Origin of the sequence: Frateuria sp., assembly GCF_013362045.1 — a bacterium.
GTDB lineage: Bacteria > Pseudomonadota > Gammaproteobacteria > Xanthomonadales > Rhodanobacteraceae > Frateuria_A.
Map to the genome: position 1 here is coordinate 1 of NZ_JABFWW010000116.1, position 13,831 is coordinate 13,831.

The following is a 13,831-nucleotide window of genomic DNA, read 5'->3' on the forward strand; positions in this document are numbered from 1 at the left end:
CAGCCCGGCCAGTTCCTGCAGGTGCATTTCCACTACGAGGACGGCACGCCGACCAAGCGCAGCTACTCGGTCGGCACGGTAGGCGACGGCACAGCGCCGGTACGCCGGATCGAGATCGCGGTGAGCTTCGTCGAGGGCGGCGCGGCGACGAAGCTGCTCGGCAACCTTCAGCCGGGCGAGACGATCGAGGCCAGCGGCCCGTACGGGCGCTTCTGCCTGCAGCCGGGCGACACCCACCCGCGCTACCTGCTGCTGGCCACCGGCACCGGCGTGACGCCCTACCGCGCGATGCTGCCGCAGATCCGTGAGCTGCTCGCCAAGGGCGGCCGCGAGGTGGTGCTGCTCTATGGCGCGCGCAACGAGACCGAACTGCTCTACGGCGAAGAGTTCGAAGCCTTCGCCCGCGAGAACCCCGGCTTCACCTTCCACGGCTGCCTGAGCCGCCAGCCGCGCGCCGAGCCGCGCCCGCACGACCGCAGCGGCCACGTGCAGGACGTGCTGGCCGAACTGGGCCCGCACGCCGACCGCGACATCGCCTACCTGTGCGGCAACCCCAACATGGTCGATGCCGCGTTCACCGCGCTCAAGGAATACGGCTTGCCGGTAGCGCAGATCCGCCGCGAGAAGTACATCTCCTCGCGTTGAGCGCATCGCTGCGGGTGCGGCCGAAGCGCGGGCTTGGGCGAGGCGACCGCCTGCCTGAAGGCGCCATCGCACGCGGCACCCAGCCGATGCGGGCCAGGCCGTCGACCACGTTGTCCACGCCGTAGCCCACGCCGCCCGGCGGCTTGCCGTGCAGGCTGCGGGCCTCTGCCTCCAACCGGGGAGCGGGCGCTGCGGCCGAACCGGAACGGCAGTGCCAGGCTGATCGCGGCGCATGTCGTGCGCGTGCAGAGGCGTCCGCGACGGCGTGCATTTCTTGAACGCCGGGCTCTTCAGTTTGTTGCAGCGGGGTCGATAAATCCCCCGCAGGCGCTGGCATCTCCCTCACGGCCACGCTGCTAAACCGGCGCTTCGGTGCCCCGGGCGCGTCAAATATGTGACGGCGTTCGCATTTGCGACAGCTGCTCGGCTCGTCGCCATCAAGACCCGTCGGCCGGGGCCGAAAGCACCTTCAGGCGCGCGTAGTTTGGGCGCCAAGAGGGGACGCCATGAAAGGTCTGCGGTGCTGGTGGTGGATGGGCTGCATGGTCGCCGGACTGGCCGCCACGCCGTCGGTGCACGCCGCAAGCATGCGCATCTCCTTTTCCGGCGCGATCGTCGAACCGACCTGCAGCGCAAGCCTGGCCGACATCCAGCGGCTGGCCTCCGGTTCGGCGGCCCATGCGGCCTGCGGCGCTGCCCCGGATGCATCCGCATCCCGTGCCTATCGGCTGACCGTCGCGCAACTCCAGCCCGGCGCCCCCGACCGCCTGCTCAACTACTTCGTCGGCTACCTGCAGAACGCCGGCCAGGCCGACGCCCGGCTGGTGACCCAGGTCTACGACTGAGCGTCCGCCATGGACGCAGCCTACTGATAGGACACGGTGAAGGTCGCGGTCGCCTTGACCGCGCCCGCGCCCACGGTGCTGCCCCACTGGTAGTAGCGCGCCAGGTAGGAGAGGTTGAGCGCGCCGTCCGGCGTGGCGCCGATGGTCGTGGTGGTGCCGAAGGACACCGGCGTGCCGTTGGCATCGGCCAGCTGCACGCCCACGCCGGTGGCCGAGCCGCTGGAGGCGATGACTCCGGTCGTACCCGATACCGGCGCTGAGGTGTCCAGCGTGATGGCCACGGTGGCCCCGGAGGAGCAGGTCAGGTTGATCGAAAACGGCGTGGTGCCGGCGACCGCGCCGACGCCGGTGAGCGAGGCGGTGGCCACGTTGGGCAGGGTCACCACGATCGCATTGTTGTCCACCGAGCACGCCGGGTCGATGATCGTCACCGAATTGAGCAGGTTGAAGGTCTCGGTGTTCAGCGTGCCCCACTGCCAGTAGCCCAGCTGCCCGGCCGGCAGCACGCTTCCGCTGACGATCGGCCCGGTCTTCACCAGCGTGATCGCGCTGGCCACGCTGAAGGTCGAGGTTCCCTTGGGGCCGGACGAGCAGCACGGGTAGGGATACATGATGCCGGTGGTGTTGTCGTGGACCAGCTTGTAGCCGATGCCGGCGACGCCGGTCGGGTAGGTGTCCACGCTCACGCCGGGCGTCGCACCCACCGAATCGACCACGCCGTAGGAAACGTTCTTGCTGCAGCTGACATCGGGCGGGTTGGTCGGCGCCACCTGCGCCGACTGCCACAGCACGGTTCCGACCGGTGCGTTGAAGGGCACCGTGATCGTGCTGGGCGGGTAGTAGTTCACCGCGCCGGTGCTGTCGCGCCAGCTGGCGAACGAGCAGTCCGCCCGCGCGAGGTTGGGCAGCAGCGAGAACAGCACGAGCAGCAGCAGCGCCCCGAGGCGCGGCCAGGGAAGGGACCTGCTACTCATGCGCACCTCTGCTTGGGCCAGCCGCACCGGCGATGCATTGCCCGCTCAGCTGCTGATAGGTCTGGGTGGACGCGGCCGGCGGCAGTCGGTAGGACATGCCGCAGGTGCGCGTCGCGCCCTGCTCGTCCTGCCATTGCACGGTGAGCGAGCCGGCGTCGCCCACGCCGCGTACCAGCGCGCGTCCTGCCTGGCCGACCACGCCCAGCACCTGGCCCTTGCCGTCCAGCACCTGCGAGCCGAACGGCACCGGCGTGCCGCCGGGTTGGGTCAGCCGCACGATCAGGCTGCGTCCGCTGCGCGTCCTGTACTTGAGCAGCACCACCGCGCCCGCATGCGGCGCGACCTGGGCGCTGGTCTCGTCCAGTTGCACGTTGAGCGGCAGGCCCTTGGGATCCAGCTCGATCGTGTTGAGCGTGTACGGCGTCAGGTAGGGCACCAGCGCGTGGCCGGAGCGATCGACCTTCAGGCCGGCGGTGTTGTTGATCCGCGCGCCGGCTGCGTCCGGCGCCACCACGATGCCGACCGTATCGCCCATCGACTGGCCGAAACTCACGCCGCCGGGATAGGCGACCACCGCGCCGGCCGCGCCGAAGGACGACTGCGCATAGCCGCGTCCGGCGCCGTAGCTGGCGTCCAGTTGCGCGTAGGAGCCGCGGTAGCCACCGAATACGCTCGCCGCGCTGCCGGTTTCCTGCGCGTGGGAGAGGGTTGCGCCGTAGCTGAACTGGCTGGCGTCGCCGGCGACGCCGTTGACGGTGCCCTGCTCGAGCCGATGGCCGCGCTGGTCGCGGCCCAGGCTGCCGGTCAGCGTAGGCGCATGCCCGCTGTCGCCCAGCGGCAGCGTGAAGGTGAGGTAGTACTGGTTGCGGTAACGGCCATCGACGTCGTGCGCGCGGTTGGCCGACAGGCTGTAGCTCAGCGGCCCCAGCCGGTTGTTGTAGCCGAGCTGGAACTGCACGTCGGTGCCGCGGCGGTTCCAGTAGTCGCGCGCCGAGGCGGTGGCGAACAGCGCGCCGCCGCGCGTGCCGAGCTGCTGGTTGAGGGTCAGGTCGAAGCGGCTGCGCTCGCGGTCGGGCTGGCCGGTGAGCGGATCGATTCCCTCGCTGCCCAGCAGCAGCCGGCGCTGCTCCGGCGTGAGCACGCCGGGAAGCTGGTTGTCCAGGCCGTTGAGGGTGTCCAGCAGCAGCGGGTCGGTGCCCGCATCGAAGCGCCCGCCGCGCGCGTAGTCGCGTGCCAGCAGGGCATCGCGCAAGCCCAGGTAGCCGCTGGTCGAATAGCGATAGGTAGCCACCGACAGCGAGGTATCGGTCTGCGGGATGGTCTTGCTGTAGCTCAGGCGCAGGCTCTGGCCGTTCTGCGTGGCATGGCCGGGAATCTGCGTGCGCGCCTCGGTCAGGTCCACCGCGAAGGCGCCCCAGGAGGTGTTGAGCGCGGTGCCCAGCAGCGCCGCGGCATAGCCGGGCGAGCCGACCACGCCGGCGTAGCCGGTGAACAGGTTGTTGAAGCCGCGCTGCAGGGTGGCCTGCGCGACCAGCGGCGTATGCAGCAGCGCCGCGTCGTGCAGCTCGCCCACGGCGAAGTCATAGCGGTTGGTGCCCGCGCGCAGCAGCTGCGGCACGGAGGCGTAGGGCACGCTGAAGCTGCGCACGCGGCCGGTCGCTTCGGTCACGCTGACCTGCAGGTCGCCGCCGTAGCCGGTGGGGTAGAGGTCGTCGATCACGAACGGACCCGGCGCCACGGTGGTTTCGTAGATCAGCACGCCGTTCTGCCGGATGCTGACCTTGGCGTTGCTCTCGGCGGTGCCGCGCACCGTCGGGGCATAGCCGCGCAGCGAATCGGGCAGCATGCGGTCATCGGTCGCCAGCCGCGCGCCGCGCAGGCGCACGCTGTCGAACAACTCGCCGCTGGTATAGGCATCACCCAGGGTCAGTTGCGCGCGCCACGCGGGAATGTCGCGCTGCAGGTAGGTGTCGATGTTCTGCCATTGGCGCCGCGACGATTGCCCGGCGAGAGCCGATTGCCATGTGAGTGCGGCGTCGTGGCGCAGGTGCCAGGCCCCCAGATTGATGCCGGCGCGCAGTCCAAGGTAGGCCGAGGTCTGGGTGACGCCGGCGTTGCGGCTGCGGTAGCTGTTGAGGTGGTAGTTGAGCAGGAACGCCGGCACGCCGGCATCCCAGTACGCGGGCGCCACGTAGCCGCGCGGGCGATGGCCGAGCCAGGCCTGCGGCACGCTCGCATCCAGCCGCAGCTCGGGCTGGTCGAAGCCGAGCTGGCCGCTGGGCACCAGGTCGCCGAACGCGACGCAGCGGTCGGACGCAGCCAGCGCGGCCTGCTGCGCAGGTGAAAATTTCTCCAGCGGCAGGCCGAGCTGGCGCACCAGGGCAAGGCTCACGCAGGGCGTCGCGCTGGCTTCCGGCGAGGCAGCAGCGAAGCGCACGTCGGTGCGGCCCACCCAGGCGCCGTTGAGGTAGATGTCGACGCGGTACACGCCGGGCATCACCGGGTTGCCGTGCTCGAAGCGGGCGAGGTCGGTAGTGTTCTGCCCGGCGCCGGAAAGCATGCTGCGGTCGAACTCGGCGGTGGTCAGCGCGCCGTCGGCGCTGCTGGCGCCATCGGCCGCGGGACGGCCGGCGGCCAGAGCGCTGGCGCCGGGGCCGATCGCCAGCGCGATGGCCAGGCAGAGCAACGCCCTGCGACGCACGGCCAGGCCGTGACGCCGCGACGATGCGCCCGCCGGACCGCGCCCGTCCATCAGCGTCCGAGCGTGGCGGTGAACGGTGCGAGCGCGCCGTAGTCGTTGATGCTGTCGAAACGCACGGCGGCGCCGGCGGCCGGCGCCTGATGCAGGCCGCGCAGCGCCAGGCGCAGGTCGGCGAACGGGGCGACCATGCCCGGGTCGGTCGAATAGGTGCGGCCGCCCACGTCGACCTGCGCCTTGGCCAGGGTGATGAAGTAGGGCGTGGGATTGTGCACGGCCAGTGCGTGGCCCTGGCGGTCGGCCACGTCCTTGAAGGTCAGCTGCGCGGGCGCCTTGGCCGGATCGCCGGCCAGCCCCTCGGGGCGATAGAACAGCTTCAACCGCGAACGGATCGCCAGCTGCAGGTAGTTGCGGTCGGCCACCTCGCCGCCCGTGGGGCGCGGCGGCACTTCGAGCACGTTGAGCCAGAACAGCGATTCCCGGTCGGCCGGAAGCTGCTCGTGGGTGTAGATGATGCGCAGGCTCTGGTCACGGTGCGGTTCCATGCGGAACAGCGGTGGCGTGATCAGGAACGGGGTGTCGACCTTGTCCGGCGTCGAATGCTCGTCGCCACGGTCGATCCAGGCCTCCACCAGCGCGGGCTTGCTGTTGTCGTTGGACAGCCGGACCGTCACTTCGCCCGACTGGGCGGGAAAGACGACGCGGGTGCCTGCGATCAGGACATTGGCGCGGGCGGCAAAGCTCAGACACAGCGAAAGCAGCGCCACGCCCAGGGCGCGGACCGGGATCTTCATCGGGAGCAACCTCGGTGGCGACCGCTACGCGCGGATCGCGCCCGCCGCGGCCGAAGCCGGGCGGGCGCGGCGCCGGTCAGTTGTAGATCATCGAGAACTGGACGGTGCTGGACACGTTGCCGGCCGTAGCGGCGCCGGTGGCGTAGTAGCGGGCGTAGTAGTTCAGCGTGGCGGCGCCGCCGGTGACGGCGACCGAGCCGGCGCCGCTGGTCGGGGCCGGCTGGCCCACGGCCACCGCGCTGTTGTCGCTGTAGACCAGCTGCACATCGACATTCGTCGCGCCGCCGGTGTTCTTCAGGCGACCGGTGGTGGTCACGTTCGGGCCGGCCTCGAAATAGGTCGCGGCCTTGGTGATGCCGGCGCTGCAGCTGGAAAGGGCGATGCTGAAGGGGGTCTGGCCGGCGGTGGCGCCGCTGGCGTTCAGCGCGCTGGTCGAGACGGTCGGCAGGGTCACGGTGTTGGCCGCGGTGCCGTTGACGGCGACGGTGCAGGTGGAACCGGTAACGGCGCCGTTGATGGTGATCGTGCCGTCGACCGCGTTGGCGGCACCCGGGGCGAAGGCAATGCCGAGGCCGGCGATCAGCGCGGCGGAAAGGAGACGCTTGGACATGCTGGTTCCTCTGGAAAAGTGGTGTGTAGCAACTGAGTGGAAGTGATCCCGGTGCGGCACAGGCTCTTGAGAAGTTCCCCGGCTGCCGTCCGCTGAATTGCCAACAAGCATGAGTCTGCTCACCGCTCGTTTGTGACGTAGTTGGCAATTCCTGTGCCACGGGCGCGTGGGATGCCGAAAGTCATGCCTGGGAAGGGGATCTGGCGCGGAACGTGCCTTCCATGGCGGCTCCCGCCGCGTCGATATCCGGTGGACTCCCCAAGTCCCGGATTGCCCCTGTGCGTCACATCATTTCACTTTGTGATCACTATCACAGTTTTGCGCAGACGGCGGGGTGTCCGCAAGGCGGGCGCAGCCTGCATGTAAAGGTTGCTTGACAGACGCGCCGGATCGGGCCTAGCCTTTTGTCAAGGTCGCTTGACAAGAAACCGCAGGTCGCGGGGACGTCGGGCCGGGAGCCGTCCATGTCGCGTTTCGGTGAAACCCAGTATTTCCGCCAACTTTCCGTGGCGATGCTGCTGTACATGGCCGCCATGCTGCTGGTCTGGCCGCTCGCGCGGACCGCCGCCGGCGTGCCGCTGAAGGTGTTGCTGGCGGTGCTGCCCGTGCTGCCGATGCTGTTCGTGATCGCGCTGATCGCCCGGCGCATCGCCGCCAGCGACGAATTCGAGCAGCGCGTGCACCTGGTCGCACTGGGCGCGTCCACCGCGCTGCTCGGCGCGCTCAGCCTGGTCGGCGGGTTCCTTGCCGCGGCCGGCGTGCTGGCGCTGGACGGCAGCATCCTGATCTGGGTGTTCCCGGTGACCATGATCGGCTATGGCGTGGCCCGCTGGTGGCTGCTGGTGCGCCATTACGGCGGCAGCGCCGGTTGCGGGGAGGGCAGTTCGCTGGCCTGGCGCCTGCTGCTGCTTGCCGGGCTGGCGCTGATGGTGGTGGGCGTGGCCTGGTGGCGCGGTCGGCTGGACGACTTCCAGGCGGGTCTGCTGTGCGGTCTGGTGCCCGGGATGCTGGTGCTGTTGGCGCTGCTGCTGTGGCGGCGGTTCCGGCGTGCATCGCACGAGCGTTGAGGCGGCCGCGATGCGATGGGTACGCGTGCATCGGCGACGCCCCTTCCGCGGGTTGCGCAGCCGATGAAGAACCAGGTGCGCGAGCTGCGCGGCGAGCGGGGCTGGTCGCAGGCCGACCTGGCCGAGCGGCTGGAGGTTTCGCGGCAGACGGTCAACGCGGTCGAGACCGGCAAGTACGATCCGAGCCTGCCATTGGCTTTCAAGATCGCGCGGCTGTTCGGGCGGCCGATCGAGGCGATCTTCGAGCCGGATTGAGGTACATGGGACGGCGCGCACGCGCCGGCAAGGCAGACCAACGGGAAGGGAGTTGAGGACATGGCATTGAAACCGCGCATGGTGTTGCGCATCGTCGTGGTGACGCTCGGGCTCGGCCTGCTGGCGTGGAACCAGTTCCATCCGCGCGCACCGGCCACGGCCGGAGCGGGCACGGAGGCTGCCGCCACGCCGGTTACGCCGTCGGCCGCGGCCAAGCCACGCACCTGGAAGCTCGGCCAGCTCACCCTGACCGCCTGCGAGCTGGGCCGGCCCAACAGCGGGCTGAGCACCGCCGCCTGGTGTGCCTCGTTCGAGGTGCCGGAGAACCGCGCCGATCCGCACGGCCGCAGGATCGCGCTGAAGCTGGCGGTGATCCGTTCCGAGGCGCAGCTGCCGGCGAAGGACATGCTGGTGTTCCTCGCCGGCGGCCCCGGCCAGGCGGCCACCGAAACCTGGCCGATGGTGGCGCAGGCGCTCGGTCCGCTGGTCGCGCACCGCAACGTGCTGCTGGTCGACCAGCGCGGCACCGGCGGTTCCAATCCGCTCGATTGCAAGGCCACCGAAAAGGCCGCAGGGGACGGCGAGTCGGCCGGCTTCGATGCGCAGCGGCTGCGCGCGCAGACCACCCAATGCCTGCACGAAATAGGGACCAGGGCCGATCCGCGCTACTACACCACCACCGCCGCCGTGCAGGACCTGGAGGACGCGCGCCGCGCGCTGGGCGTGGCCAGCTTCGACTTGGTCGGCGTCTCCTACGGCACGCGCGTGGCGCAGCAGTACGCCATGCACCACCCGGACGCGGTGCGCAGCGTGCTGCTCGACGGCGTGGTGCCCAACCAGCTGGTGCTGGGCGAGGACTTCGCGCGCAACCTGGACGACGCGCTGAAGGCGCAGTTCGCACGCTGCACCGCCGAGCCCGAATGCAAGGCGCGCTTCGGCAATCCCTATCAGACGCTCTACCAGCTGCGCGATGCGCTGCGTGCCAACCCGCACAAGGTGAGCTTCCGCGATCCGCAGAACTACCAGAGCGTGGAGCGCACGCTGAGCGACGACGCGCTGGCCAGCGTGGTGCGGTTGTTCGCCTACTCGCCGGTCACCGCCGCGCTGCTGCCGCTGTCGATCGACGCGGCCGCGCACGGCGACGTCGGCCCGCTGCTGGGCCAGGCCAAGCTGATCAGCGGCGACCTGGCCGACAGCATGAACGGCGGCATGCAGTCCTCGGTGATCTGCAGCGAGGACGCCGATCTGCTGCAGCCGCGCCCGCAGGACGCCGACACCATCCTGGGCACGCGCATGATCGACACGCTGCAGGCGGTCTGCGCGGTGTGGCCGCACGGCACCCGCCCGGCGGATTTCCACCAGCCGTTCAGGAGCGCCATCCCCACCCTGCTGCTGTCGGGCCAGTACGACCCGGTGACGCCGCCGCGCTACGGCGAAGAGGTGCTCGCAGGCCTCTCCAACGCGCGCCACCTGGTGCTCAGGGGCCAGGGGCACAACGTGATCGGCGCCGGCTGCACGCCCAAGCTGGTTCAGCATTTCATCGAGGACCTCGATCCGAAGAAGCTCGACGCCAGTTGCCTGGAGCGCCTGCAACCGACCCCGCTGTTCATCGATTTCAACGGAGCGACCCCATGATCGAGGTCAAGGACCTGTACAAGGCGTTCGGCGCAGTGAAGGCCGTCGACGGCGTCAGCTTCGCCGCCCGCGACGGTGAGATCACCGGCCTGCTCGGCCCCAACGGCGCCGGCAAAACCACCACGCTGCGCATGCTCTACACGCTGATGGCGCCCGACCGCGGCCAGGTGCTGGTCGACGGCATCGACGCGGCCACCGACGCGCTGGCCGTGCGCCGCCGCCTGGGTGTGCTGCCCGACGCGCGCGGCCTGTACAAGCGCCTGACCGCGCGCGAGAACATCGACTACTTCGCCCGCCTGCAGGGCCTGCCGGAAGACGAGCTGCGCACGCGCCGCGAGGCGTTGATCGATGCGCTGGACATGGGCGACATCGCCGCCCGCCGCACCGAGGGCTTCTCGCAGGGCCAGCGCGTGAAGACCGCGATCGCCCGCGCGCTGATCCACGACCCGCGCAACGTGATCCTGGACGAGCCCACCAACGGGCTGGACGTGATGGCCACCCGCGCGCTGCGCCAGTTCATGCTCAGGCTCAGGGCGGAAGGCCGCTGCGTGCTGTTCTCCAGCCACATCATGCAGGAGGTGGCGGCGCTGTGCGACCGCATCGTGGTGATCGCGCACGGCCGTGTGGTCGCCGACGACACGCCCGACGCGCTGCGCGCGCAGACCGGCGAGGCGAACCTGGAGGAAGCCTTCGTGAAACTGATCGGCAGCGAAGAAGGACTGGCCGCATGAACCGCATGGACACCACGCCGCTGCGCCGCAGCCGCACCTTCGTCACCGTGTTCCTCAAGGAGGTGCGCGAGAACCTGCGCGACCGCCGCACGCTCACCAGCGCGTTCCTCACCGGGCCGCTGATGACGCCGCTGCTGTTCGTCATGCTGATCAGCTTCACCGTCAACCGCCAGCTGGACAAGGCCGAGCAGCCGCTCAAGGTGCCGGTGATCGGCGCGCAGTACGCACCCAACCTGGTCGATGCGCTGAAGGCCGGCGGGGTGATGCCGCAGCCGGCAGTGGCAGACCCCGAGAAGGCCGTGCGCGATCAGGACGCCGACCTGGTGCTGCGCATCGCGCCGGACTACCCCAAGGCCTGGCGCAAGGGCGAGCCGGTGCAGGTGGAGCTGATCTACGACTCCTCGCGCAGCGACACCGACACGCCGGTCAAGCGGGTCACCGGCCTGGTGGACGACTACGCGCGCCAGCAGGGCGCCATGCGGCTGGTTGCGCGCGGGCTGTCGCCCGGTGTGGCGGTGCCGGTGGTGGTGGCCAGGCGCGACCAGGCTACCGCGCAGTCGCGTGCGGTGCTGATGTTCAACATGCTGCCCTACCTGTTCGTGCTGACCATCTTCATCGGCGGCATGTACCTGGCGATCGACCTGACCGCCGGCGAGCGCGAGCGCCAGTCGCTGGAGCCGCTGTTCGCCAACCCGGTGCCGCGCTGGAAGGTGTTCCTGGGCAAGCTCGCGGCGATCTGCGCCTTCTCCACCGCCAGCCTGGTGATCTGCCTGGTCGCCTTCGCCGTGGTCGGCCGTTTCATCCCGACCGAGAAGCTGGGCATGGAGGTCGACCTGGGCCCCGGCTTCGCCCTGCACGTGCTGCTGCTGCAGTTGCCGCTGATCGTGCTGCTGGCCGGGCTGCAGTCGCTGGTGGCCGCCTTCGCCAAGAGCTACCGCGAGGCGCAGACCTACCTCTCGCTGCTGATGCTCCTGCCGATCCTGCCGAGCATCGCGTTGATGGTGATGCCGATCAAGCCGCAGCACTGGATGTATGCCGTGCCGCTGCTGGGCCAACATCTGGGCATCCTGGACCTGGTGCGCGGCTCGGGCATCGGCAGCGTGCCGCTGGCGCTGTGCCTGGGCGGCAGCGCGCTGGCGGCGCTGCTGGTGGCGCTGGTCACCATGCAGCTGTACCGGTCGGAGCGGTTGGCCATCTCAGGCTGACCGACCCAAGGGACCTCTTCTCCCGCGCCTGGCGGGAGAAGAGGTCCGCGCCCGGATCAGTGTACGGAGGACGTGCCCGCGGGCGCCGGCTGCACCGGCGTGCTGTCCTCCGGACGTCGGACCAGCTTGCCTTCCTTGAACAGCTCGGCGGCCACCTGGTAGTAGGCGGTGGCGTCGTCGGCATCGATGGCGTTGCGCCCCTTCGCGCGCGCCGCATCGCCCGTTTTGAAGTCAGGGTGGAACTGCTCGACCTTCTTCTGCGGCTCCAGAATGGTCAGCATGTCGCCGCGCAGGTACCCAAGCTTCTCGTAGGTGGCCGGGAACGCGCGCTCGCGGCCTGCCGGCAGCTGGAAGATGTCGTAGCCGAAGAACCGGCTGCGGTAGCTGAAGTTGAGCAGGCCGAGCAGGGTGGGCGGGATGTCGATCTGGCTCATGAAGCGGTCGACCTTGCGCGGCGCGATGTGCGCGGGCGCATAGATCCACAGCGGGATGTGGTAGCGGTTGACCGGGATGCTCGCCTTGCCCGCGCTCGCGGCGTCATGGTCGGCGGTGATCACGAACACCGTGTCGTCGAAGTAGGGCCTGGCGCGGGCGCGCCGGAGGAAGTCGGCGATCGACCAATCGGTGTAGGCCACCGCGCCGGCGCGCGAGCCTTGCGGGAAATCCACCCGGCCGGCGGGGAAGGTGAACGGCCGGTGGTTGGAGGTGGTCATGATGTGCAGGAAGAATGGCTTGCCCGCAGCGTGGATCTTGTCCATCTGGCCCAGCGCCAGCGTGTAGAGATCCTCGTCGGCCACGCCCCAGACGTTCTCGTGGTGGATCGTGGCGTCCTTGGGGATGTTCTTGCGGTCCACCGCGGCGTAGCCGTTGTGGCCGAAGAAATAGTTCATGTTGTCGAAGTAGCCGTAGCCGCCGTAGACGAACTCCGATTCGTAGCCGCGATCGTTGAAGATGCTGGCCAGCGAGAACAGGTTCTCGTTGTGCTTCATCTTGATCACCGAGTCGCCGGGCGTCGGCGGGATCGACAGCGACAACGCCTCCAGCCCGCGCACTGTGCGCGTGCCGTTGGCGTAGACGTTCTCGAAGAACAGGCTCTGGTCGGCCAGCGCGTCCAGGTATGGAGTGAGCTTCTGGGTATTGCCGAAGCGGCCCAGGTAGTCGGCCGAGAGGCTCTCCACGCTGATCAGCACCACGTTGAAGTGGCGCTCAGGACCAGCATGCACGATCGCGCGGGTGAGGTCGGTGGGGTCGGCGCTGACGTAGCGCGCCTCCGGCGTGGCCAGGCCCGCGCGCACGCGCGCGAAGGCCTGGGCGTTCGGCAGCGTGCGATAGAAGCGCGCGTAGTCCAGGTGGCTGCTGCGGAACGCGGCGAAGAACTGGTAGATGCCGTTGCCGGCCAGTTCGTTGACGTAGGTGTTGCCGGTGCGATCCTTGAGCGCGCCGTTGACGGTGGCCACCGATACCACCGTCAGCACCAGCCAGGTCAATGCCACCGCGGTGCGCGCGGGGAAGCGGCTGCCGACGTCGCGCGCGTGCAGCCCACGCCGGCCCAGCCACAGGATGGCCAGCGCCAGTGCGCCGATCAGCGCAAGCCACAGGCCGACCGGATAGGACTCGCGGATGTTGCCGATCACCTCGGTGGTATAGACCAGGTAATCGACCGCGATGAAGTTGAAGCGCACGCCGAACTCGTTCCAGAACACCAGCTCCGACGCGGCCACGAACAGCAGCCCGAACACCGTCGCCAGGTAGAGCGCGACCAGCGCGATGCGTCCGCCGCGCCGGTTGTAGGCGAGCGCCGGCAGCGGCAGCATGTAGAGGAACAGGATCGCCAGCGGGCGGATGTCCGAGGCGCTCACCCGCCACAACGCGTGCAGCGCCAGCCAGCACAGGCCGTAGGCCGCCGCCAGCAGCAGCAGCCAGACCAGCCAGCGCCGCGGCGTGCGGACCCAGGGGCGGTCGGTCGGCGCGATCCACAGGAACAGCATCAATGGCCAGGACACGTAGAGCAGCGTGACCAGGTCGTAGCATGCGCCGACGCCGAATGCGTACAGCCAGTACAGCGGATTGCGCGGAACGCCGCTGCCGCTCATCGCCAGCAGCACGATGCGCGTGGCCACGCCGATCAGCAGGTAGGTCGCGCCCAGCCACCATAGCGGGCGGAAGCGCTGGCGAAGCGGTCGGTCGGGCGTGGCGGAAAAGGACATGGCAACCTTTTTGGGGAAAACGGGACGCGGCGCGCCTTTATACATGGCGGCGCTTGGCCACTGCTTAGAACCTGGCGTGCGCGCCACGGGGCGGCGCAATCAGCCGGCCGCCGGCCGTGGCATCGCCGCGATGGCTGCCGTGCGCGCCTTCTCCATCGCGGTGCC

The 13,831-nt window shown here is 69.6% G+C and carries 12 protein-coding genes; 7 read left to right on the forward strand and 5 right to left on the reverse strand.

The genetic code is table 11. The features are described 5' to 3' along the window. Both HOQ08_RS05320 and HOQ08_RS05325 read left to right on the forward strand, forming a co-directional pair. Positions 1–645 (forward strand): FAD-binding oxidoreductase (locus tag HOQ08_RS05320; RefSeq protein WP_291192338.1); only part of this gene is annotated, 645 nt, incomplete at its 5' end. Between the two features lie 506 nt (positions 646–1,151). Then, on the forward strand, positions 1,152–1,490 hold the full coding sequence (locus HOQ08_RS05325) for a hypothetical protein (RefSeq protein ID WP_291192339.1): 339 nt from the start codon (positions 1,152–1,154) through the stop codon (positions 1,488–1,490). 20 nt (positions 1,491–1,510) lie between these two features. Here the strand turns inward: HOQ08_RS05325 and HOQ08_RS05330 are convergent, their stop codons facing one another. The 4 genes from HOQ08_RS05330 to HOQ08_RS05345 form a co-directional block, all read right to left on the reverse strand. Continuing rightward, on the reverse strand, positions 1,511–2,464 hold the full coding sequence (locus tag HOQ08_RS05330) for a fimbrial protein (protein ID WP_291192340.1): 954 nt from the start codon (positions 2,462–2,464) through the stop codon (positions 1,511–1,513). Further along, positions 2,457–5,165, reverse strand: coding sequence for a fimbria/pilus outer membrane usher protein (locus HOQ08_RS05335; RefSeq protein ID WP_291192341.1), 2,709 nt, complete (start codon positions 5,163–5,165; stop codon positions 2,457–2,459). Before HOQ08_RS05335 ends, HOQ08_RS05330 begins: the two co-directional genes overlap by 8 nt. Positions 5,166–5,215: 50 nt before the next feature. Continuing rightward, a complete protein-coding gene (locus tag HOQ08_RS05340) occupies positions 5,216–5,956 on the reverse strand; it encodes a fimbria/pilus periplasmic chaperone (protein WP_291192342.1) in 741 nt (246 codons plus the stop codon). Positions 5,957–6,032: 76 nt separating this feature from the next. After that, positions 6,033–6,566, reverse strand: coding sequence for a fimbrial protein (locus HOQ08_RS05345; protein ID WP_291192343.1), 534 nt, complete (start codon positions 6,564–6,566; stop codon positions 6,033–6,035). Between the two features lie 464 nt (positions 6,567–7,030). Between HOQ08_RS05345 and HOQ08_RS05350 the strand changes: the two genes are divergently transcribed. From HOQ08_RS05350 to HOQ08_RS05370, 5 genes are all read left to right on the forward strand, one after another. Further along, positions 7,031–7,633: a hypothetical protein gene (locus HOQ08_RS05350; RefSeq protein ID WP_291192344.1), complete on the forward strand. Its 603-nt coding sequence runs from the start codon at positions 7,031–7,033 to the stop codon at positions 7,631–7,633. A gap of 63 nt (positions 7,634–7,696) precedes the next feature. Next, positions 7,697–7,888, forward strand: coding sequence for a helix-turn-helix transcriptional regulator (locus tag HOQ08_RS05355; RefSeq protein ID WP_291192345.1), 192 nt, complete (start codon positions 7,697–7,699; stop codon positions 7,886–7,888). 60 nt (positions 7,889–7,948) lie between these two features. Continuing rightward, a complete protein-coding gene (locus HOQ08_RS05360) occupies positions 7,949–9,523 on the forward strand; it encodes an alpha/beta hydrolase (protein WP_291192346.1) in 1,575 nt (524 codons plus the stop codon). Next, the gene (locus HOQ08_RS05365; RefSeq protein WP_291192347.1) at positions 9,520–10,254 is read left to right on the forward strand and encodes an ATP-binding cassette domain-containing protein; all 735 of its coding nucleotides are present in this window, start codon (positions 9,520–9,522) and stop codon (positions 10,252–10,254) included. Before HOQ08_RS05360 ends, HOQ08_RS05365 begins: the two co-directional genes overlap by 4 nt. Next, positions 10,251–11,459, forward strand: a complete 1,209-nt coding sequence (locus HOQ08_RS05370; RefSeq protein ID WP_291192348.1) for an ABC transporter permease — start codon at positions 10,251–10,253, stop codon at positions 11,457–11,459. The genes HOQ08_RS05365 and HOQ08_RS05370 overlap by 4 nt, the downstream gene beginning before the upstream one ends. Positions 11,460–11,515: 56 nt before the next feature. Here HOQ08_RS05370 and HOQ08_RS05375 read toward each other — a convergent pair whose 3' ends face one another. Continuing rightward, complete coding sequence (locus HOQ08_RS05375; protein ID WP_291192349.1) at positions 11,516–13,666, reverse strand: LTA synthase family protein; 2,151 nt, start codon at positions 13,664–13,666, stop codon at positions 11,516–11,518. Positions 13,667–13,831 lie beyond the last annotated feature (165 nt).